The 21,068-nt window shown below is 57.3% G+C and carries 17 protein-coding genes and 2 pseudogenes; 7 read left to right on the plus strand and 12 right to left on the minus strand.

Going from position 1 to position 21,068, the window contains the following annotated elements:
- The first annotated feature begins 167 nt into the window (after nt 1–167).
- From YUO_RS0135160 to YUO_RS42810, 3 genes are read left to right on the plus strand one after another with little or no spacing between them, the layout of a single operon-like run.
- Nucleotides 168–1,286 carry an alpha/beta hydrolase family protein gene (locus YUO_RS0135160; RefSeq protein ID WP_083754851.1) on the plus strand — a complete coding sequence of 373 codons (1,119 nt, stop codon included), beginning with the start codon at nt 168–170 and terminating at the stop codon, nt 1,284–1,286.
- Complete coding sequence (locus YUO_RS0135165) at nt 1,283–2,950, plus strand: hydantoinase B/oxoprolinase family protein (RefSeq protein WP_035728318.1); 1,668 nt, start codon at nt 1,283–1,285, stop codon at nt 2,948–2,950. The genes YUO_RS0135160 and YUO_RS0135165 overlap by 4 nt, the downstream gene beginning before the upstream one ends.
- Nucleotides 2,947–5,124, plus strand: a complete 2,178-nt coding sequence (locus YUO_RS42810) for a hydantoinase/oxoprolinase family protein (RefSeq protein WP_235782934.1) — start codon at nt 2,947–2,949, stop codon at nt 5,122–5,124. Before YUO_RS0135165 ends, YUO_RS42810 begins: the two co-directional genes overlap by 4 nt.
- A 92-nt stretch (nt 5,125–5,216) precedes the next feature.
- Here the strand turns inward: YUO_RS42810 and YUO_RS0135175 are convergent, their stop codons facing one another.
- The 11 genes from YUO_RS0135175 to aepX form a co-directional block, all read right to left on the minus strand.
- Nucleotides 5,217–5,405: a hypothetical protein gene (locus tag YUO_RS0135175; RefSeq protein WP_028351387.1), complete on the minus strand. Its 189-nt coding sequence runs from the start codon at nt 5,403–5,405 to the stop codon at nt 5,217–5,219.
- Entirely contained in the window at nt 5,363–6,739 is a 1,377-nt protein-coding gene (locus YUO_RS42815) for a hypothetical protein (RefSeq protein ID WP_156908904.1), read from the minus strand. Before YUO_RS42815 ends, YUO_RS0135175 begins: the two co-directional genes overlap by 43 nt.
- 187 nt (nt 6,740–6,926) lie before the next feature.
- Nucleotides 6,927–7,940 carry a succinylglutamate desuccinylase/aspartoacylase family protein gene (locus YUO_RS45595; protein ID WP_083754853.1) on the minus strand — a complete coding sequence of 338 codons (1,014 nt, stop codon included), beginning with the start codon at nt 7,938–7,940 and terminating at the stop codon, nt 6,927–6,929.
- A 28-nt stretch (nt 7,941–7,968) separates the two neighbouring features.
- Nucleotides 7,969–8,799 carry a class I SAM-dependent methyltransferase gene (locus YUO_RS0135185; RefSeq protein WP_198028162.1) on the minus strand — a complete coding sequence of 277 codons (831 nt, stop codon included), beginning with the start codon at nt 8,797–8,799 and terminating at the stop codon, nt 7,969–7,971.
- A gap of 115 nt (nt 8,800–8,914) precedes the next feature.
- Nucleotides 8,915–10,594, minus strand: coding sequence for an aminotransferase class I/II-fold pyridoxal phosphate-dependent enzyme (locus YUO_RS44170; RefSeq protein ID WP_083754855.1), 1,680 nt, complete (start codon nt 10,592–10,594; stop codon nt 8,915–8,917).
- 41 nt (nt 10,595–10,635) lie between these two features.
- Nucleotides 10,636–11,262 carry a CDP-alcohol phosphatidyltransferase family protein gene (locus YUO_RS0135195; protein ID WP_028351389.1) on the minus strand — a complete coding sequence of 209 codons (627 nt, stop codon included), beginning with the start codon at nt 11,260–11,262 and terminating at the stop codon, nt 10,636–10,638.
- Nucleotides 11,259–11,756 carry a hypothetical protein gene (locus YUO_RS44175; protein WP_156908905.1) on the minus strand — a complete coding sequence of 166 codons (498 nt, stop codon included), beginning with the start codon at nt 11,754–11,756 and terminating at the stop codon, nt 11,259–11,261. The genes YUO_RS0135195 and YUO_RS44175 overlap by 4 nt, the downstream gene beginning before the upstream one ends.
- Nucleotides 11,757–12,071: 315 nt before the next feature.
- A complete protein-coding gene (locus YUO_RS0135205) occupies nt 12,072–13,280 on the minus strand; it encodes a pyridoxal phosphate-dependent aminotransferase (protein ID WP_028351390.1) in 1,209 nt (402 codons plus the stop codon).
- 6 nt (nt 13,281–13,286) lie between these two features.
- Entirely contained in the window at nt 13,287–13,598 is a 312-nt protein-coding gene (locus tag YUO_RS0135210) for a hypothetical protein (RefSeq protein ID WP_156908906.1), read from the minus strand.
- A 451-nt stretch (nt 13,599–14,049) separates the two neighbouring features.
- Nucleotides 14,050–14,811, minus strand: a complete 762-nt coding sequence (locus tag YUO_RS0135215; protein WP_028351392.1) for a phosphocholine cytidylyltransferase family protein — start codon at nt 14,809–14,811, stop codon at nt 14,050–14,052.
- A gap of 420 nt (nt 14,812–15,231) precedes the next feature.
- Entirely contained in the window at nt 15,232–16,101 is an 870-nt protein-coding gene (gene aepX / locus YUO_RS0135220; protein ID WP_028351393.1) for a phosphoenolpyruvate mutase, read from the minus strand.
- 1,233 nt (nt 16,102–17,334) lie between these two features.
- On the opposite strand from aepX, the pseudogene YUO_RS48245 reads away from it, so the two are divergent.
- From YUO_RS48245 to YUO_RS0135240, 4 genes and pseudogenes are all read left to right on the plus strand, one after another.
- A pseudogene (locus YUO_RS48245) lies at nt 17,335–17,765 on the plus strand (FAD-binding protein); the annotation flags it as partial.
- A gap of 244 nt (nt 17,766–18,009) precedes the next feature.
- Nucleotides 18,010–18,295, plus strand: a pseudogene (locus YUO_RS42835) (ferredoxin family protein).
- Between the two features lie 231 nt (nt 18,296–18,526).
- A complete protein-coding gene (locus YUO_RS0135235) occupies nt 18,527–19,243 on the plus strand; it encodes a LuxR family transcriptional regulator (RefSeq protein ID WP_028351394.1) in 717 nt (238 codons plus the stop codon).
- A 465-nt stretch (nt 19,244–19,708) separates the two neighbouring features.
- A complete protein-coding gene (locus YUO_RS0135240; RefSeq protein ID WP_235782935.1) occupies nt 19,709–20,716 on the plus strand; it encodes a cytochrome-c peroxidase in 1,008 nt (335 codons plus the stop codon).
- Between the two features lie 102 nt (nt 20,717–20,818).
- On the opposite strand, the gene YUO_RS0135245 is transcribed toward YUO_RS0135240, so the two are convergent.
- Nucleotides 20,819–21,046 (minus strand): hypothetical protein, encoded by a 228-nt coding sequence (locus tag YUO_RS0135245; protein ID WP_028350619.1) that lies wholly within the window; start codon nt 21,044–21,046, stop codon nt 20,819–20,821.
- Nucleotides 21,047–21,068: the final 22 nt, after the last annotated feature.

Here is a 21,068-nt window from a genome sequence, read left to right on the forward strand (position 1 = left end):
GGCTCGGAACTGCGTCTTCGCTCTCGGTCGAAGCTAGACCCGGCCTTAAATAGGTCCGCCTCTCCTCGAACGACGCTGCAACAAACAATGACTCATACAGGAATTCCCCTGGAGCAATACCTCGATGCAGCGTCCAAGGATATCGACCCGCCGCTGGGGCGCACTGCATGAATGCCCAGCACCAGTCTATACAGGATCGATCCGCTCTTTTCGCAGGTGAGCGTTGCTTGAAGATCCAAGACGTTCAGCTCTTGGCGTATTGCAGACCGGGAGATCTCAAGAAGCCGCTCGTGCTTTTCCTCACAGGCGGCGGCATCGTGGCGCGCATTGCGTACGGTCATCCACAAGGCGAGGCGAGCGATTTCCTCGACTACTGGCTCGACAAACGAGGTTGGGGGCTGCTCACCGCAACCTATCCCGGCGATCATCCCGTGTTCGCGGCACCTAAGCCGGACCTCAAACTAGAGGAATGGGCATCGGCGCTCGCAGAACTTGTAACAGAGACGGTGGGCGAAGGCGGCAAGCGTCCGATTATCGCCTGTGGTTGGAGCATGGGCGGCAAGCTGGTTTTTGCCCTGAGCCGCGCGCTGCGCCTTCGCGGTCACGCGCTTGAATGCTTCGTCTCCTTCTGCGCAACGCCGCCATTCCCGCGGATCGACGGCGGGTTGACGCCACCCGAGAGCCTTCTGTCCAATGGGCTTTGGAATCTTTCGGCTGGAAAGCGGGATGGTTCCACGAGGGATGAGCGCTGGCTGGAAGAACTTTTCGCGATCGCAGGACTGGAAGGGCGCAGCATCATCGAGCCTGAAGCCTTCCGGAATCTTTATCGCACGAATGCGCCCCCGGGATTGTGGGGACCCGAGCTCGACCCTTATTTCGAAGGCGAACAGCCGCAAGACCTTTCTCGTGCGCTTCGCGCGGCACGTGTCTTTTCGGGTGACGACTATCCGATATGCGCGGCAATCGTTCCGCTGGATGCGCGGGACTATCGACACGCTTTGGCGGATGAGGCGATCTGGGGAGGCATCACGGTCAAGGGCCTGCTGCACACGGTCATGCCCAAGTTGGCATCATCGCAACTCCCTACTCATGACTGGGTACGTTTGCGCGCCTGCGTTCTCGACGCACCGCGACGTCTGACCAGACATCTGCCGGGCGGGCATTTCTTCTTTCTCGGCGCCCGTGGTGCGAGAGCAACCGTGGCTCACCTCATTGAGCTTCGTGACGAGGTGCAACGTCTTGAAGCCTTCTTCGGCACACTCAATTGCACCGGGAGTTCATCATGAAAGTCCACAGCGACTTCGATCCAATCGAACTCGAAATTCTTTGGAACCGACTTGTCTCGGTGGTGGATGAGGCGGCCGTCGCGCTTCTTCGGACTGCGTTCTCTACGGTTGTCCGCGAATCCAACGATTTCACGATGGTCCTCATGGACGCCGACGGCGCTAGTATTGCGGACACCAACGTCGGTACTCCGTCCTTTGTCGGCATCCTCCCCAGGACCCTCAGCCAATGCTTGGTCAAGATACCGATTGAGGAATGGCAGCCGGGTGATTGCATAGTCACCAATGATCCGTGGATGACCGCTGGGCACCTCTTGGACCTGGCGATGCTTGCGCCCGTTTTCCATCATGGACAACTGGTCGGATTCTCCGGATCCATTGCGCATCTTCCGGATATCGGTGGCGCCCTATTTTCAGCTGACTGCCAAGAGGTGTTTGAGGAAGGGATACGCATCCCCCCAACCAAGTTCCTTGAAGGTGGACGGGAGAATCGAGACCTTGCCGCCCTTATCCGCGCCAATGTGAGGGTGCCAGAGCAGGTGCTGGGTGATGTCTATGCGCAAGTGACCGCGCACGCGGTTTGCGCACGCAAGCTTGGCGAATTTCTCGAGGCCTCAGGCCTTCAAGATCTGACCGACCTATCGGCAGCACTGCAGGATCGCGCTGACAAGGCGATGAGGTTCGCCATCGAGGCGATCCCGGACGGTACATATAGCTCAGTTCTGGTCGCCGACGGCTACGATGACGAGGAGACGCGGATCGTCTGTGCCGTCACGGTCGTTGGTTCGAAGCTTCACGTGGACTATACCGGTAGCTCAAAGCAGATCGGGCGCGGGCTGAACTCTGTGATGAATTTCACCTACGCGCTCTCGGTTTATCCGCTGAAATGCGCTCTTGATCCAACCACTCCGCGCAATGAAGGGTCGTACCGATCGATCACAGTCACAGCCCCCGAAGGAAGCATCCTCAATCCCATTCAGCCCGCAGCTTGCAATGCGCGACAGCTCACTGGTCACCTCCTTGCCGGAGCGATCTACAAGTGTCTGGCGCAGATCGTACCGGAGAAGGTCATCGCTGAGTCTGGGACGGCGCCAACCTTGCGCAGTGTCTACAGTGGTACCGATCGCTGTGGAAACCGCTTCTCGCAAGTCCTGTTTGGGAGCGGCGGAATGGGAGCAAGCGCATCATCTGACGGCCATTCTTGCACGCCGTTTCCGACCAATACCGGTTCGGGAAGCATCGAGGCATTCGAGGCGGCAGCGCCGCTGATCGTCTGGCGCAAGGAGCTTGTTCCGGACTCCGGAGGAGCTGGACAGTTCCGAGGGGGCCTGGGGCAAGAGATTGAGGTCGAGGTGGTTTCCGATCGGGATGTTCAGCTTTCGCTCATGGCCGACCGACAGAAGAACCCACCCGAGGGCCTCATCGAGGGAAAGGCCGGAGCACCGGTCGCGATCCATTTGAGCGATGGATCGAAGCCGCATCCGAAATCGCGCAGTCTGCTCTCGCCAGGACAGAAACTGATCTTACGGTACGCGGGAGCTGGGGGCTTTGGAGATCCTTCAAAGCGCAGGCGCGAGGACATGCTTCGCGATCTAATGGACGGTTACGTGACAGCCTCCGGATTGCAGCGCGACTATGGAGCACAATTGGAAGGGATGGGGAAGTGAGCAAACTGGCAGCAGGAAACCGCGTCGTCAGGATAGGGGTCGATGTAGGCGGTACGTTCACTGATGTCGTTCTCATTGATGGTTCGAGCGGCAAGATTTTTCTAGGCAAACGCCTGACGACGCATGCGGACCCAAGTCGAGCGATTTTCGAAGGCGTCGAGCGACTTCTGCAGGAGTCCGGCTGCGCGATCGAGGACGTAAATGATATCGTGCACGGTACGACGCTTGTCACAAATACGATAATCGAAAGAAATGGTGCCAAGATTGGTCTTCTGACCACACGAGGTTTCCGTGACTCACTTGAACTCGGCAAGGAAATTCGCCACGATCGTCACGATTTGTTTCTGCGCCGGCCGGAACCGCTGGTCGCACGACGCTTTCGCCATGAGCTTGGCGAGCGAATCAACGCTGTGGGCGACATTCTCATAGAACTCGCTGAGGCCGACGTTCGTGCTGCCGCGCGGCAACTCAGGGCTGAGGGTGTTGAAGCGGTCGCCGTTTGCTTCCTCCACAGCTACGCAAACGGGACACATGAATGGCATGCTCGGGAGATTCTACAGTCCGAACTACCGGGAGTACCCATTACACTTTCGCACGAGATCGCTCCGGAGATACGCGAGTATGAACGAGGCAACACTGCATGCGCCAACGCCTACGTTCAACCAATGATGAACCGCTACCTGACGCGTCTCGACGACAAGCTGCGTCGCACAGGTTTTCGTGGGGCGCTTTATGTAATGCTGTCCGGAGGCGGCCTCACAACCGTCGATGCGGCGCAATCGCACCCTATCCACCTCATCGAATCAGGGCCCGCCGCGGGTGCAACTGCTGCTACCTTGTATAGCCGGATAACTAAAACACCGGATCTGATTTCGTTCGACATGGGCGGCACGACCGCCAAGATGTGCCTGATAGAGGGTGGCCAACCGGAACGATCAAACCAGTTCGAGGCTGCCAGAGTGAGCCGTTTCCAGAAGGGATCCGGGCTGCCACTGAAGATACCAGTGATTGACTTGATCGAAATTGGAGCCGGAGGTGGATCAATTGCGCGGATCGATCAGATGGGCCTGCTCAAGGTCGGTCCTCAGAGCGCGGGGTCCGAGCCGGGGCCGGTGTGCTATGGACGTGGCGGCAGCCGGCCAACGGTGACCGACGCGGACCTAATCCTCGGGTACCTCTCGCCCACCTACTTCCTTGGCGGAGAAATGGAGCTGGACATGGCAGTGGTGCGGCGCGCGCTCCAGGAGCATGTCGCCGGGCCCCTGGGCATCGATGTTGTCAAGGCTGCGATTGGAATTCGCCGGATCGTTGATGAAAACATGGCGGCGGCAACACGGATGTATATCGCGGAGAAAGGGCGCGATCCCCGTCAATACGCCATGCTGGCGTTCGGCGGAGCCGGACCAGTGCATGCGCATTCCTTGGCTCAGCTGCTCGGACTGAGACGGCTGATCGTTCCACTTGGCGCTGGCGTGATATCCGCGCTGGGCTTTCTGGTCGCAGCGCCGGCAATCGATCTCGCAAAAAGCCATGGCGGGCGCCTTGCGGACCTCGATTGGCAACGCGTCGATGAGTTGCTGAAGGCGATGGAGCAAGAGGCCGGACAATTTCTCGCAAAGGCCGGCATTTCATCTGAAGCCGTCATCCTCCGGCGCAGTGTAGATATGCGCTATCTAGGTCAGGGATTCGAGATACCAGTCGAAATTCCCAATGGATCGTTAGATGCCGGTGCGCGGGAAGAACTAGCGCAGCGGTTCGGGGCTGCCTATGAACGGCGCTTTGGACGCAGCATTCCCGGGGTGCCGATCGAAGCGCTGACGTGGCGGCTCTCGGCCATAGGTCCCGCCCCCGACGTGCCCCTCAGGTTCTCGAGATCCCAAGGCGCCGAAGGCGGACCTCTAAAGGGCTCCAGAAGCGTCTATTTCCCCGAGGTCGGCTTTGTGACAACGAATGTTTTTGATCGCTATCGTCTGCGCGCAGGAAGCAGGTTCGAGGGGCCTGCCGTCGTGGAAGAGCGCGAGTCCACGACAGTCATCGGCCCTGGCAGCACTGTCGAGGTCGACAGCTATCTCAATCTAATCATCGACATCAAGGAAGCGCCTAGCGAGTGCAGTGGCGATACCCGGGAAAAGAGTACGAAAAAAGCGGACTCAGTGGAGGCCTCTCGTGTCTGAGCATTCAATGGAACGGCTTCGTCAAAACGCATGCGGCAGGAAGGCAGGAACGGCGTATGGGGACTTTGTTTGGGGGGGCCACTATCCCGGATCTAGCGGCGCATCCCGACGATAAACCATTGTCCCGGCGCCGCCGCATGCACCGAATGTGCCGCGCCGGATTGTTTCGCAAGGGGTCCACGATAGGTCCGCGCCGGGTTGCCCAGCACATGGACGAGGTAGCCCTCCGGCAGCCCATTCAGGCTGAGCGCTGCGGCTTCGACCGGCTCCTTGCGGTCCACGCCGCATTTCCGAACTGCTTACAAAGAGACGGACTTCGCAGCTCCGGTGTCGCGGCTCCTAAGCGAGCAAGCCCTGCAATGACGCCCTCGCGGAGCCGGCCTTCAAAGCAATAATAGACTTCTATTTGGTCAGCTTGGTGCTTTGCAACGAGGCAAAGTTCATTGCCTATGGCAAATCCAGTTATCGAACCGTCAAAGACATTGCCTCGGTAGTGACCCGAAATGGTAGCCCCCTCTTGCATTAGCTCCATGGCATGCTCTTCCACCCGACCGGCGAAATTCATAACACTACTCCAGAGTCCCGAGAAAAATTCGTTAACGTTTGGACCGTCAGGGGCGTTCTCAATCTCAGATTGCAGCTCTCTCAGTAGGGTATTGAGTGATCGAGCAACTAGGCGGGCCTGCTCATCATCGAGAATGTTGAAAGGATCAATAAGGACAACGTTCTCGCCTGAGCAAAAGTCCGGAAGTTGAATCCGAAAATCGCGGAGCATCCGGGCAATGATTTCGTCCGCGAATATCCGCTCGTCAACCCAATGAACCCTCAGGCGTGGCGTGAGGACCGACCAAGTTGATGGCTGCATTGAAACACGGAACAGATCGGGAGAAAGGTTTGACGCGATCGTCCTTAAGAGCTGAAGCCATTGGTTTTCATCTTTCGTACGTAAAGACGGAGTAAGCCAAGCCTCGAGGGCAACGACCGCGCCTACAATCTCCTCTTTGCCGACTTTCATCGCGCGGCCAAACGAAAGGTGGGGTGGACCATTCGCCCAGGCCGCCCGCGCCAGTTGTTCTGACCCGATCAACAGGCCGGTTGATTGTGGGCCGCGCAGATATTTTCCCCCTGAGTAGATAGCTAATGTTGCGCCCCGTGACAACCAGGGGTCAGGCTTGCCGGGGGACAGTCCAGCTGCATCCACCACAATCGGGATATGCCCAACGCGTTCACGTATCGCCTCCAAGGATATCTCGCTGTCAGCGCTCTCCGCCCTTCCGAGCAAACAGATCATGCAAGCTGATTCAGCCAGCGCGGTGAGGTCTTCAAGACTATCGAACGGAATAAGTTCGGCCCCGACAGCGCCTATGACTGAGTCGTAGGGGAACCGATGCGCACGCGGAATTAGGACCCGGTTTTTCAAACCGTCGGATTTGGGCAACCGGGTCATTGCAATCGGTTCGTTGCCGGCAATGCATGCGGCGGTTGCCAGCGCAAGCGCCGCGACGCTGCCGGCCGTAACGACGCCCCATTCCGCCCCAGTGAGCTGAGCGATGTATCTACCGACCCCTTCGGCGAGTTCATCCATGTCGACGAAAGCTTCGCCGGCAGCTTTCATGGCTTGCTCCACTATCGGCATCGGATTGCTGCCGCCAAAGCTCGACCTCGTTCCAGCGCAATTGATGATCGGTTGAACGCCCAACGCGTCGTAGATCCAGCCACGGCGGTGCTTCCCGTTGGACCCAAGTTGATCGCCCAACGAATGAAATTGAGGGCTTGAAGTCATGGCTGCCAGGTCAATTGTGCTATTCCGGGGTCCATATTGTCCCAACATTAAACAGACAATCACCAAGGTTTGCTCGCGCCAGAAAACGCCGGCACAAAATAATGCCACCCACCCCAAAGTGAACTGTGACAGGCTTCCGCCAAGGCTCTTCGGTAAAGTGAATGCGCCCCGCCTCCTGACCATCGCTGACGGTATCTCCGAGATTTACAAAGGGCTCGAATAGGCCCTTTGCAGGGGAGTAAACGAAGTCGTTTGGTCGAACGCGATAGAGGAGTTGGGTCGAACAAGAATTGGGCTCCTTCGGAGCAGCGTTCAGGACACCGATATGATGCAAAACGCGCGCAAGACCATCCTCTGCAGCGCGTAGCAGAGTGCGTGAAGCGGTGCCCCCACCGCCCAGCTCGGTCGAAAGACAAGGGACGCTCCCAAGCCGATCGCAAGCACCGGTCAAGCTGCGATCGCCGCCTGTGGATGCATCTGTTGCGAACCCAACAGGTAAGCCGAAAATTCGAAGGAGAGCTAGACCTTGGCGGAGATGTGAAGCGGACTTCGGAGCAATAATCACAGTAGATGGCAGGTATTCCAGCGAACTGCCTCCCGAATGAAAATCACAAACCAGATCGCAGCCCGGCAACAGGACCGTTTCGATGAAATGGGCGATCATCATCGTCGGGGTCCCATTCGGATCCCCCGGAAAGCTGCGAGTCAGGTTTCCGCCATCCAAAGGAGAGACTCTTTGGCCAGCTTCAACCGCTGGCGCATTCGCCCCGGGTAGGATTATCAAATGCCCCGTAACATCCTGTGCCTGTAGGGACTGGATCAGCTTTATGAGCATGATCTGGCCTTCCCACTCATCGCCGTGGCTACCCGCAATCAACAATACCCGAGGGCCCGATCCATTTTTGATGCTGGCAATGGGAACTGGGATCCATCCGTATGCTGAGGCATTACTTGAGATCGGCACACGGAGATAGCCGGTGGCCTTGCCTTCCTTCTGAAAGTCGAGTTCCGACCAGATTCTTGACGGCTGCATGGTGTTTCCACCTCACCTATAGGACTAATTACTGCACGGTCCGCACTGCAGTTGTCAGTTCGGTGCTGTAGGTCACATTGATACTGCCAGCAGCGTCACAGTGCTCGGACAGGATCGACCGTAACTCTTTCATGGTTATGTCATTGCCGTGCGCTGTTATCGCCATTTTGAGTTGGATTGTTGACAAGGCGAACGCCTCAAAGCTCTCGATAGTAAACGTTCTTGGCCAGTCGTATCTCTGGACCATCACGTTCGAAAATCGATCGTCTGAGGCAAGCTCAGCCTCGAAGTTGGCGGGCGAATGTGCGCCCCGAGCATCCGCGTAGGTGCCTGTTCGATAGCCGGGAACGAACTTCTCGAGGAATAGCTCGAATGATTGGAAGAAGCCGCTCTCATGCCGGCGCTTATTCTGCAATATCGCGAGAAGACCATTATCTACCAGGACGCGGTGCGCTTCTGCGTAGAAAAGTAGCCGGTTGAAGAGTTGTGCGGCACCAGCGGCCGTTATTACCCCGATGGTTCGATCGCTGAACGGAAGTGTCTCCGCCGGAGATTGGACGAAGCGAATTGGCCGAAGCGTCTTTGTCGCTTCAATTCCCCGTTCAATCATCTTCGGACTTGGCTCTAGACCACGGACTTCAAACGAGCGATCAAGAGCATCGGCCAACATTCGCGTGAAGATACCCGTCCCGCAGCCTACGTCGACTACTCGGCGGGAGGAGTGAGGCAAAGACAAAGCCCGCCACGCAATCTCATGAACTACTCTGATGGGATATCCGGGTCGTTCCTTGTCGTAGTGTTCACCAAGCGTCTGATAATGCTCCCATCCAACGGATTTCGCCGAAATCTGTGTCGACATGAGATTTCTCCAAAGCTTCGACTCCACATCGAGACAAAGAGGTGTTGGGCAGAGTTTAGGCATACCTTTTGAGTTGAGCTAACTTTAGAAGCGAGGCCGGAGTTAGCGTTAAGGCCTAAGAGTGATGCGGCCGTTCGATAGCTCTCCTAAAACGGTAATGGGGTAGAAGGCCGGGCACATGCCGCTCGTCGCCAATCTGTTCGAACCTATGATGTCGATAGAACGAGCCAGCCGTTCTTCGCCCGTTACACCACACCAGGAGCCCACCACGCCTACGGATTTCACGTAGACCATGGTCGAGTACGGCACTGGCAAAACCTAGGCGGCGGAAATCTTTGGCCGTTGCCATTCCACGAATTCGCCAGCTGCGCCCTGATGACTGACTTTCTTGATCAGGCTCCATATCTTCGAGAATAAACGTAGCGACGGAAGCCAGGATCGATCCACAGTAGGCGCCAACGTGAAATAAGACCTTGGCGTAAGGATAGGCCGGGACTGGTTTCGCAGGTGCGGGTGCCAATTCCGAAGTGCGAAGGTCAAGGCCTGCTGCTTCGGAAATAAAACGAACGTGTAAGTCGGTATCGCTCGTCGGGGACTGATCTATTGCTGCACTACGCAGTGACCGCCTCTCCATTGGTCCAATCCCGGACCCGCTGGCTGCATCAAGAAGAGATGCAATTGTCTTCAACCCGCGAACAAGTTCATCGTGATCCGGCGGCACGCCCAGGCCAATCCGAAACTTCCGGTCGCCCTCTTGACTGTTAATGGCAAATGAATCGCCGGATCCAACAACCACTCCAGCATCAAGGGCCGCCTTGACAAAGGCGTTGAGCTGCCATCCTTTCGGCAACTCGATCCAAAGATGATAGTTGAACGCGCTTGGGGATGTCTGAATGTAGGGCAGAATCGACGCAGCAAGGGCCCGGCGTCTCAAGGTTTCTGCTCGTACCGATTGCAGTATTGCCGAGCCGATCCCATTTGCGAGCCAACGCGATGCAACCTCCGCCACCAGCGGTGCCACCATCCAATTCGTGGTCCGCACTCCAGGCCAAAAAGCATCTCGCGAGATGTTCGGATTGGGTCCGACGACATACGCTACCCGAAGTTGCGCAGCGAGAGATTTGCTCAGCCCTAAAATGTACCAGCTGCGCTCGGGCGCATAGAGAGCAAGTGGGGGAGGAGCCTCTTCCGGCAGGACGCCGTATATGTCGTCTTCAAAGAGCCAAATGCCGTATCGGCGAGCCACCGTCGCAATGTCCGCGCGCCTTGCCTCAGACATTGTTGCGGACGTTGGGTTATGCAGTGTGGGCATACAATAGAGGGCCCGAGCATTGTCGCCCTGCTCGACGCAGGCTCTATCAAGACTTGCCGGATCAATGCCCTCAGCATCCATCGACACAGCGCGGAGCTCGATTCCGAACAACGCTGAAAGTGGCTTGATTGCTGGATAAGTCAGCTCTTCAGTTAGAAGGACACCGCCGGGTTTGACGAAGCGAGCCATCAACATTGCCAAAATACTCTGTGAGCCGTTTGCGAGTACGACACGCTCCATGTCCGGCTTCCGCCCAAGCCGTTGACTAAGCCAAGTTGCTCCCGCCTCTCTATCGCTTACCGTTCCCATGAAGCGCGGAAAGCGAATGGCATCGGCAATTTTTGCACCTCCAAGGTCGGCGAATGTGTCCGTTAAAGCGCGTTGAACCATAGGGCTGGGAGGTGGAAAATTCCGCCCAAAATCGATCGGCGTAGCTTTGGGTGGTACGGGGTACGTTTGGGTAATCTTGCTCACATCGTTCATTTCGTTCTCCCCAGCCACAATCTTAGGGTTTGCCACTGAGCCTATGGTTGAACGCCGGATTGGGAGATCATCACCAAAGCAATAGATCCCGCGAGCGCGAAGCCGGTGGCGATCGGCACTGCTGCCCCCCGAATAGCCGGAACCCGGATCGAAGTCGTCACATGAAGCAGTGCCAATATCATAAAGGCGATCGCCAGGATTGTCGGAAAGACATCGTCAGCGAATTGCGGCCGTGCGAGCAGCAGGATCGCAAGAAGTGGGGTATCATACGAGACGGGGACGCCCGTGAACCTAGCGTCGGCAGTAAGACCGACGTTCTCGAAGTAGCTGAGCCTGATGGCACCTGCTAAAATGAGAAGTATACTTGCGACGAGCGACAGGGCAGTGCCTTGATTGATAAGCATGATCACCGTAGCCGGGAAAATCACACCATGAATGAGGTCAGCAAAGCCATCAAAGCTTTTTCCGAATTCCGCGACGCCTGGATGGCGAAGGTGGCTCGTTATGCGAGCGACATGCCCATCCCAATGATCCAAAAACCAAGTCCAGAGCATTGCTGCGCTGCCAAGCTCGATCCTACCGTTGAGGGCCAGGAACAACCCGACGACGGCAAACAGATAGGCGAGGGCGGTGATGGCATTTGCATAGTCTCGCAGATACCCGATCACCGCCTCGCTCCCGGTGCCGGTGACATGTAAGTTGCGGTGGGAAGTGCGCGACCCACCGTCAGTGCGAATGTCCTTTCCGCCAAGCACCTTTGCTGTCGAGTTTGAACCGGCGTGTATTGCTGCAATCCGTCGTCGAAAGCTGGAGCTCTCGGCTGCCAACGAGGGGGCACCAGGACATGCGCTGCGGGAAGCCCGCTCTTCACAGGCCGGTGCAGTGCCGGCACGAGCTGTTCGCGGAACGCGTCTGCCAAAAAACGCTTTAGGTCGATCGTATTGAAGAAATGCCTAGCCTGCGCCTCAACAGGGGTCTCGTTCATGACGGACTTGGAAGAACCTTCTTCCAGCTCGACCGCCGAACCGCTCATCGATGCTTTGAACATCGCAACCGTCGCCACGCTCCGCTTGGTAGATGAGGTGGGTTCAAGTGTTCTTTTGAGGACTTTGCGCACGGAGAGCACATCGCCTTCGAAAAAGGCGGTATCGCCGGCAAGCATTGGAATCGCGCTAGCCATAGAAAATAGCCGCTGCCGGTTCAATCGGACATCGGATTGTGGGCATATTCGATGGCGACATTCGCGAAATGGTGGCCACAGGACTGCTCGAGGGCTTACTTGCGATGACCCACGACGATGGTTGCTTCACGATTCCAAGTGCGGAGAGCTGATGCCGCGCGTAGTGCAGCATCGCGCTTCCGTTCACCTCCACCAATTGTTTTGGACGAATACCGTATAGGGGGCGCAGCCTTGAGGCGATTCCTGCAGCAAGAATCGCGGCCCGTGTACCATTGAGCATCCAACATTTCCTTCTGGTTAGGCCGCTGCGTACTTGATCTTCAGGCTGTTCAGTGCGTCAACGACACGTCTCAGCCCCGACTCCAGCAGGTCTGGTGGAGCGCCGAAGGAGAGACGCAGGCCGTTCACGTCGCCAAAGGTGCTACCGGCAACGGATGCCACATCGGTTTCCTCCAGGAGCACTCGTGCAATATCGTCGGTTGATCGAATGGGGCTTCGATCGGGCAGAGCGGAGACAAGCCTACTCAAATCAAGATAGAAGAAGAATGAGCCCTTTGCTCCCGGCGTGGCGACGTCGTGCAGACCAGAGAGAATGAGAAGACCAGCGTTACGAGCCTGTGCCAGGCGCTGATGCATCTCCCGTTCAAAGCTGCCATCGCTGACTTGAAGGTGGTGCAGGATCGCGTACTGCGCGATCACATTGGCATTCGAGGTCGTATGGCTCTGCAGCTTCTTGGCCGCAGAAACGATCTCCGGCGGTGCCGCGAAATAGCCCAGTCGCCAACCCGTGATCGCCAGCTCTTTTGAGAAGGCGTTAACCAGGATCGTCCGTGAACGTACGTCCGGATGCGCCATGACGATCGACTCGTGGCGCGAACCGGTGAATACGAAGGTAGAGTAACATTCGTCGGAAACGATCCAGAGCTGATAGTTGATTGCGAGATCGCCGATAGCTTGAAGAGTCGTTCGGTCATAGACTGCGCCGGTAGGATTGTTTGGCGAGTTGATGATAATGGCTTTGGTATGCGGCGTGACGGCGGCGCGGATTGCGCCGATATCGGGAATATATGTCGGGGGGCCAGCATCAACGAACACGGGCGTTGCGCCGGCGAGAAGAACCTGGGACGGGAATGTCGGCCAGCAGGGGCGAATAATAATAACCTCGTCACCTGGATCGAGTACGGCCAAGGCAGCGTCGAGCAGTCCTTGCTTTGCACCCGCAGTGATTACGATGTCATCCATATTCCAACGGATCCCTGTTTCCGCCGACAGCTTTTCGGCGACAGCCGTGCGAAGCGGCGTTAGGCCGATGGAATCGGTGTATCGGTTCATCCCCGCATTGATGGCGGCAATCGCTCCCTCGCGCACGGATGATGGTGGCTCCGTGATGATTTCGCCGGCCGCCAAGTCGATGATCTGATGGCCGGCCGCGGAAGCTTTCTTGGCTGCCTCACGGGCGGCGGCAGTGCCCGAACTTGAAACTAAAGAAATTCGTTGCGCCAACATGTGCGCTCATCCTGAGTTGATTGTCGGGTTTGTGGAGGTGATCCGCGCCGCGTGGCCGTCGGTATGCGATCTGCTTCGGCAGATATCGCTCTTCCGCCTGGGAAAGCCCATCCTAGCCGAGGAGGTGAAGAGTTCACCGAGACCGGAGACCCCTTTCTCAACACCGGCAATGTCTTCTTCCGATTGAATGCGGCCCGTATTCGAGATTGATGCCGCAGGAGAGTCCACCCCTGCTGCTCGCAGTCTGCCGGAGAATTCACCTATCTCGGCGAGGGGATGCCGATCGCCAACAAATGAGTTCATCTTCGGAAAACGCATGCCGAACTCCTTGCAGGTGCGGTGTGCCAGCCCGACCTTCATCAAGCGATAGGTGGCATGCTTCTATCACCTAGATCAATTACCAACGTTGGTAGTTGGCCGGGCGCCAACTGCGTGCCGCTATAGAATTGAGGCGGCGGTGCTGCTAGGCGCCAATAGGGGACGGTTTGGCCGTTGCTGTCACAAATGCACAAGAACGCGCGTTCGCGCAGTCAATTGCGCCTATATGCAGTGTTCATTGCAGTGAAGTTCGTTGTGCGAGCTGCAGCAACCCGTCGAGGGATCGAATAGACAGCCGAAAGGGCCGCCGCCGCGGCCAGCCCAGGTCCCTTGAAGAGAGAGGAATACGTGCGGTGAGGAATGAAGAACTCCGGGCGTTCGCTGAGTACCAAAGGTATTTCAGCATTGGAGCCTCAACTACTCTGCAGGTCATACGGCCCGCCGAAGGCATTCATCTTGCCAAAATGCGCTCTGCGATGCGCAGATCTTCGGGGCTGTCGATCTCGTACCATCTGAGAGCGTCGCAACGCGCCGCTGCGAGCTTTAGGCCGCGCCTTTCCACCAGATATGCAAGAAGCTCCTCGATGTAGGCCTGAGTAGCTCCGGAGCCGATGATATCGTCCAGCCCTGGAACGATCGTTGCCCTGAGAGTCCGCGCCGAGAATCGTAGCAGGTTCATCGTCTTGAATAGTCTAGGATCATCCCCAACAAGGTTTGCTGCGGTTTGCTTCATGCGGAAACCTGAGATCAAACCGCTATCCGACAACAGAACTGCTGAGCCTTCCATCGATTCATTGAAGGGAGCTACTGCAGCCACATCGGTGGCCTCTCCGATCATCAGATAGCGCAACACATCCCTCTCGAAAAAAACATCGCCCTCGAGAAGAAAGCAGTCTCCGGAAAGAAGCGCGTCGCGCGCCAGCCACAGGGAATAGGCGCTGCCGGTCCTGCCGAAGACGGTCGACTCGACATACTTGATTTCGAGCTCGCCAAAGCGGCTGCCGCAGGCATATTGAATCGCGTCCTTCCGGTAACCGACGACGATCGTCACCTCTTCCACTCCGACGGCTTGCAGATTGCGCAGAGCGTTGTGAAGGATCGGAGTGCCGTTGACTTTGACCAGCGGCTTCGGGCGCAGATTGGTCAGCGGACGCAGGCGGGAGCCCAAGCCGGCCGCGAGAATAACGGCATTCTTGGGAGCATTGGTAGTCATTTCATTCCCTTCCATCGTCGCGGGATTCCCGCCAAGTCATTCCGAGGCGCTGAGGAGTCGATGAGCAGCCTCAGGCCGTCTCTATGGTTGCTGCGGTGGCGTGAAGGCTGCCGGAGTCCTTGGAAATGCGAGCCTACGGTTCAAAGGACATAAATCATGGTGTTCGTCGGTCGTTCTGAAAAAGAAATGAGCTCGTGGTTGTTCTTCGGTGCCTGGTCATAGGGATAGATGAACAGATCGAGCCAAGAGAGGGCAGGACTACACAGTGCGGCCGCGTAAGGTCTGTTACGCCATTTGACGACGTTCCAATAGTAGCGAAGCAAAGAATGCCTCGATAGATTGCAGTGGAGCGTGACGATAGCGCAGGCGGTCGCATCGCAGCAGTCCTTCGAGAACGACTATGTTGTTGTGTGGGTGACACTATTGCCATGGGTCAGGGAGGTGGAGATAGCGCGCTTCCGCACGGGCGAGTTCGTCGTACCTCAATAAATCGAAGACTTCGTCGAGGGGCGCGATATCTGGCTCAATGCCAGCAACGCCGTCCTCGGCGATAATGCGGCCGCAGACGTGCCGCATTGCCGCTATTGCAGCTCGCATGGAGTGGTTGGCCCAAATCACTGTGGAGATGCCGGCATCACGATATGCAGAGACCGGTGTTCGATAGTATTTCGTTGGAACGATTACGACAGGCAGGCAGTTCTGCCAGGAACTCGCGAACGAGAGGATCTCGTCCGCGGTGCTCTTGCGTGAGTGAATGAGGATCGCGTCGGCACCCGCGGCCGCGTACGCGCTAGCGCGTAAAACTGCTTCGTCCATTCCATGGCCGGCGATCAGCGCTTCGATTCGGGCTACGAGAACCAAGTCGTCCGCGACTGTATCCTTCACTGCCCGCAGACGGCCGGAGAATTCGTCGATATCGGCTAGGGGATGTCGATCGCCAACAAACGAGTTCATCTTCGGAAAACAGCTGTCCTCCAGCGCAATCCCGGCAGCGCCACGCTGACGGAGTTTGCGCGCCAAGAGACGCGCATTGTTGAAATTCCCGAAGCCGCCATCGCCATCAACGAGCACGGGCAGCTCCGTCGAGTCCACGATGCGCTCAACCACGTCGACGAGTTGGTTCCAAGACGCTTCGTTGGCATCGCGGTAGCCGAGAGAGCAGGCAATCGACAGGCCCGACGCCCACAGACCTTTAAAGCCTGCCCGCTTGGCGATTACGCCGGAGAGCGCATCATGAGCTTCCATGAGGAAGGAGAGCTCGCGGTTGGAGCAAATCTCATGGCGCAGCATTTCCGCAAGTGAGGAGGCAGCGCATCGATCAGGGCCGTTGGCGAGAAAAGATTGTGATTGATCTTGCATGCCACTCCTTGCAGGTGCGTTGGACCGGCCGGACGTTCAGGGCTGCTTCGTTCAGTTCTTGATCGAGGCAAGCCGCTCCGGCAATCCGCAGCCCAACCGATAGGTGACATGCTTCTGTCATCTCGATCAACTACTAGCGTTGGTAGTTGACTGGGGTCGCAACGTGTTGCACGTCGCAATAGGATGCCGCGGGAGTCGAGGCTAAGCTAAGCCTTAACAATCACAAGATGTTCGATCGTTGGTGGCGGAAATTCAAAGCGCACTCGCTAAACCATCGGCAAACCTCATCAGATCAGCACTTCTTGGCTGCTCGACGTCGAGTACGATCCGACATCTCCATCTCCACCTGCTCCTGGCGATGCGAAGCGTTATCCAAGGCGAGTGGGGAAATGGTTTTGGTCCTCGTGAACGCTGCGGCCGCTCACCTTGTGTTACGCGCCACGCTCTCACGCAGATAAGGGAAGAACTATCGCATCGTAGCCCGCGGTCTTCTTGATCTACATCAACTAATGTCGCGGCTGCTGCAAACGGCGATGTCGCATTTGCGACCATGTCGTAATTGCATCTGATCGCCTATCGTGCCCAATCGATCGCCAATTCTCTCAAGCATTTGTCTCAACGCCAGATTCTCGCGAGCGCCGCAACTGGTACGAGCCTTGCTGTTCCGATCCCAGGTTCTCGGAACTTGTGGAGTAGGGCATGCACGGTATCGTCTGCATTAAGCAGGCTTCCAATTTCGCTCAGATCCGCGTGCGCGTCGTGGCCAACGACTCCATGTGCCACCGGGAGGCCGACCATTATCAACGTCTACGATCTGTTCGCGCGGCGAGCAGTGCCGGAGCTAAGCGCCGAGTGCGGCGGCGAGATAACCGTGCTCATCGATGGCCGCCGAGCCCTACGCAAGGCACTGACCTTCGACGGCGACTACATCGTGCGGTCATTGATTGCGTATTCGCCAGGACGGCACACTGGCGGGCAGTTATGCGTTGGCGACCGCAATCCGCAAGACTGGGAGGGAGGATGGTCCGGCTGGTGTCACTTTCACTGACAAGCAGACGATCGACGGCGACACCGCAAAGGTCGAATTCGGCATTGCGAAGCGGCCCGGCCTGCTGCAGCTCACTTGCGTCGCTATACCCACCATTAAGGCGGAGCAGCACTCCATTCGTGCCGGACTGCGAATCCGCAAACGTCAATCTCGCGTATGCCGATGTCGTGGTCGCCGAGGGTCTTGGGCTCCGATCGGCCAAAAAGTTTCAAATGGTGCGCCAGTTTGCCGCTTTCCTTCGCGCCGAATATGGCTGCTCAGGTCCGCTGGCGCAGAAGGCCTGGATCACCTCCGCCCGGCAGATCGGTCACGCCGGCAAGATCATCCGGCCAAAGCTCTTTATCGCGGCCGGCTTTTCCGGCGCGATCCTGCATCGGGTCGACGTTAAGGGCGCCGACCTGATCGTCGCCATTAGCATCGAGAAGAACGCGCCGATCTTCGAACTCGCCCATGTTGGTAGTGACGCGAACCGGCTGCTGGGAGCGCCGATGATGGCCGCCTTCGCGCGCGTCTGCGGCCGTATTCGTGCGTTCAGATCGCGAGCTAGAGGAAGCTGTCGCGATCGAGGTAAGGTTCGACGCCATCGTGGTCGGCGCCGGGATAGCCGGCATGCCTGGCTACCTATGGCCAAGTTGGACATGAAGGCGTTTCGGCCCAAGCGCGGCGAATATTCGCCAGCGCCCAGTGCCGCTGCACGATCCGTGGCCACCGGTTTTCGAAGGGGATCATGCATAAGCAAGAGACTGAAGCCTTGCGCTCTAATCGTGGACACCAACTACGGAGACTGAAAGATGCATATCGAGCCCTCAGTGAGCCTCGAAGAGAAGCTGTTCTACAACCGCAATCACATCGATCTCGGTCGTTCCCATACCGGGGTCCGCGCGCACAATGCCGTCACCGCAGCTGCTTACGCTCGTGAAAGTCGGCCCCGCGCGTCGCTTCGAGCCGAAGGCCAAGTGCGACGTGGAGATCACCCTCAACGGCTGCATCGAATGCGATACCCACCGCGTCGTTGGCGAGCCCTCTGGCGACATGAAGTGGAGCTATCAGTGCCACGGTTATGGTGTGCTGTTCTAACTTAAGTGAGAGTGGCGCTGCAGCTGACGGTTTGGATTGACCTGTCCCTTCTGGGAGCCTGCTGGGAGAGGTCAACGAATTCGGGAATAGCATTTGCCGAAGCGCGCGAGTGTTCAGGCTGGATGAAGAGCGGAGCAATGGCTTCGCTGAGCGAATAAAACTAGACTCCGCTTAAGACACTCAATCGAACGGCGCAATAGCGGCCTCTTGGCTGCCCTCGTGAGTCGCCACATGGACTTATTCAGCTTCATCGAATGCGCGAAGCAAACGCGCTCTATTAAAGCGCTGTTCGATCTTCTTGTGACCTGTGCGAGCGAGGAAGGCTTCAGTGAAGTCGCTTACGGAGCGCTTACCTTCGCGGAGCCGCCTCGTCTACCGTGGTACCTACCGCCTACGGGGACCGTGAACTTCCCGCCAGACTGGTGCCGCCGTTATTTTGAACGCAATTACCGTATCATCGACCCGGTGGTCAGGCGGACACCAACGCTTCCGGGGCCGTTTGTTTGGGACGAACTCGCCAAACTGGAACCCGGCGAGAAGCGCGTACTAGACGAGGCCAAAGAGGCAGGTCTGAAGCATGGCATGAGTGTGCCATTGTTTGGGGCATTGGGCCGAATATCGGTGGTATCTTTTGCATCCCCATTCGACGAGGCCGATCCTCAGTATCGTATGAGTCACCTCAGAACACTGGCCTGGCACTTTCATAATGCCCTTGCGGAGATCGCGCCGCCCTCCGATAGCGGCTGTAACGGGAAACTTACCCTGTCTGAGCGCGAAAAAGACTGCCTGCGCTGGGTGGCAGAGGGAAAATCGTCTTGGGAAATTGGGAAGATCCTGAAGGTCAGCGAGAATACAGTCAATTTTCATCTTAAGAACGCGATACGCAAACTGGGTACGACGAATCGCACCCAGGCCGCCGTAAAGGCGATTAGCCTCAATCTCATTTGAATTCTAGGCGGCGCCAGCGCTGGCAATTGGATGCTAACTGACCTGAGCGTATGGCGTCCGCTCGCAGGTTTCTCCATGGCATGACGATCCAATCTCGTTGAGAATAGCAGCGAGCTGGATGACGCATCGATAATAATGACAAAAGGCCTGCGCCATCGCCCACGAATTGGCCGCCGCTGGTTCGTGGGCTGTCGCATTTCTGGGACCGCACGGCTTCTGTCAGGTTCAAGACGCTTAACATTATCCGCTGGTGCAATTGCTTTGAAGGTTAAATCAGCAGCTTAGTTTTTGCCGAGCGCCACTGGCACGGCGGTTGCTAGTAGATGCAGCCATCACTCGGGCAAGCGTGAGTGCGTGACATGAACAGGGACGATGCCGTCCTGTTTGGTGCCGATGAGAGGTATTGTGAAAAAGTTAGCGTGGGAGCTTCACCTTGTACGCAAGCTATCCGTTGCGGCCGTTGCAATGTTGGCCTCATCACAGGCTAGCCCCGAAGATGATTGGATGAGAGCTGCTAGGCAGATTTTCAAACCGATCCCCTCGATCGTGCCTGCTGTGAAGGACAATCCGGTCACCCACGACAAAGTCGAACTCGGCAAGATGCTGTTCTTCGATCCGCGGCTGTCAGCCAGCGGGATCATCAGCTGCAATAGCTGCCATAATCTTGGTACGGGCGGAGTCGATGCCGGTCCGACCTCGGTCGGGCACGGCTGGCAGCAGGGTCCACGTCGGGCGCCAACTGTTTATAACGCGGTATTCAATCTGGCGCAGTTCTGGGATGGACGCGCCGCAGACCTCAAGGCGCAAGCTAAGGGACCCGTGCAGGCGCGTGTCGAAATGAACGCGACCCCAGATCATGTGCTCGATACGTTGAATTCGATGAGTGACTATGTGGTCATGTTCAAGAAGGCGTTCCCGAACGAGGCGTCGCCGGTCACCTTTGACAACTTCGCGAAGGCGATCGAGGCCTTTGAAGCGACTCTGATTACACCCGCTGCTCCATTCGATCAGTACCTTGAAGGCGATACGACTGCTCTCAATGATCAGCAGAAGGCAGGATTGAAGCTCTTCATTCAAACGGGGTGCTCCTCTTGTCACAACGGAATCAACGTCGGCGGACAGGATTACTTCCCGTTCGGCGTGATCGAAAGACCGGGAGCAACCCTGCTTCCGGCGTCTGACAAGGGCCGATACGCGGTCACCAAGGCGGCCAGCGACGAGTACGTTTTCCGCGCCGCGCCGTTGCGCAACGTCGCGTTGCGGGCCCCATACTTCCATTCAGGCCAGGTTTGGAGCCTTAAGCAAGCGGTTGGCGTGATGGGTGAAACCCAGCTTGGCATCGAGCTCAGCGATAAGGAAAAGAACGATATTGTTGCGTTTCTGAATTCGCTGACTGGTCAGCTGCCTAAGATTCAGTATCCGAAATTGCCCACACGTACCGACGCGACGCCGCGGCCCTCTTTAGGCAGATAGCACGGTTCTTCAACCGTAGCGGGCATTGCGCTCTTTGAATGCAAAGGAACAAGGCGCAGGCGGCGGGTATCCATCCGAGCTAAGCCGCGGAGAGCGGATCACCTATTGGGGCTCGGGGTTTTCCTTGTGTATCCTGATGAGCTCGATCAGGTTCTCGATGCCGAAGTCGGTGAACGCCATGACGCCGTCGTCACCTATGCCATAAACCCAGATAACGCCGTCCTCTGTGTCCATTCCGTTGGCCACGTCCCAGAGCCAGTCCTCGTCTTCGCCGAGGTCGTTTGCGACGCGACCGATTGTGAAGACGGCATGAACTTTGTTGACGTGCATGGCTATGCCGCCTGAGTGCAGG

This window comes from Bradyrhizobium murdochi, from assembly GCF_000472965.1.
Taxonomy (GTDB): domain Bacteria; phylum Pseudomonadota; class Alphaproteobacteria; order Rhizobiales; family Xanthobacteraceae; genus Bradyrhizobium; species Bradyrhizobium murdochi.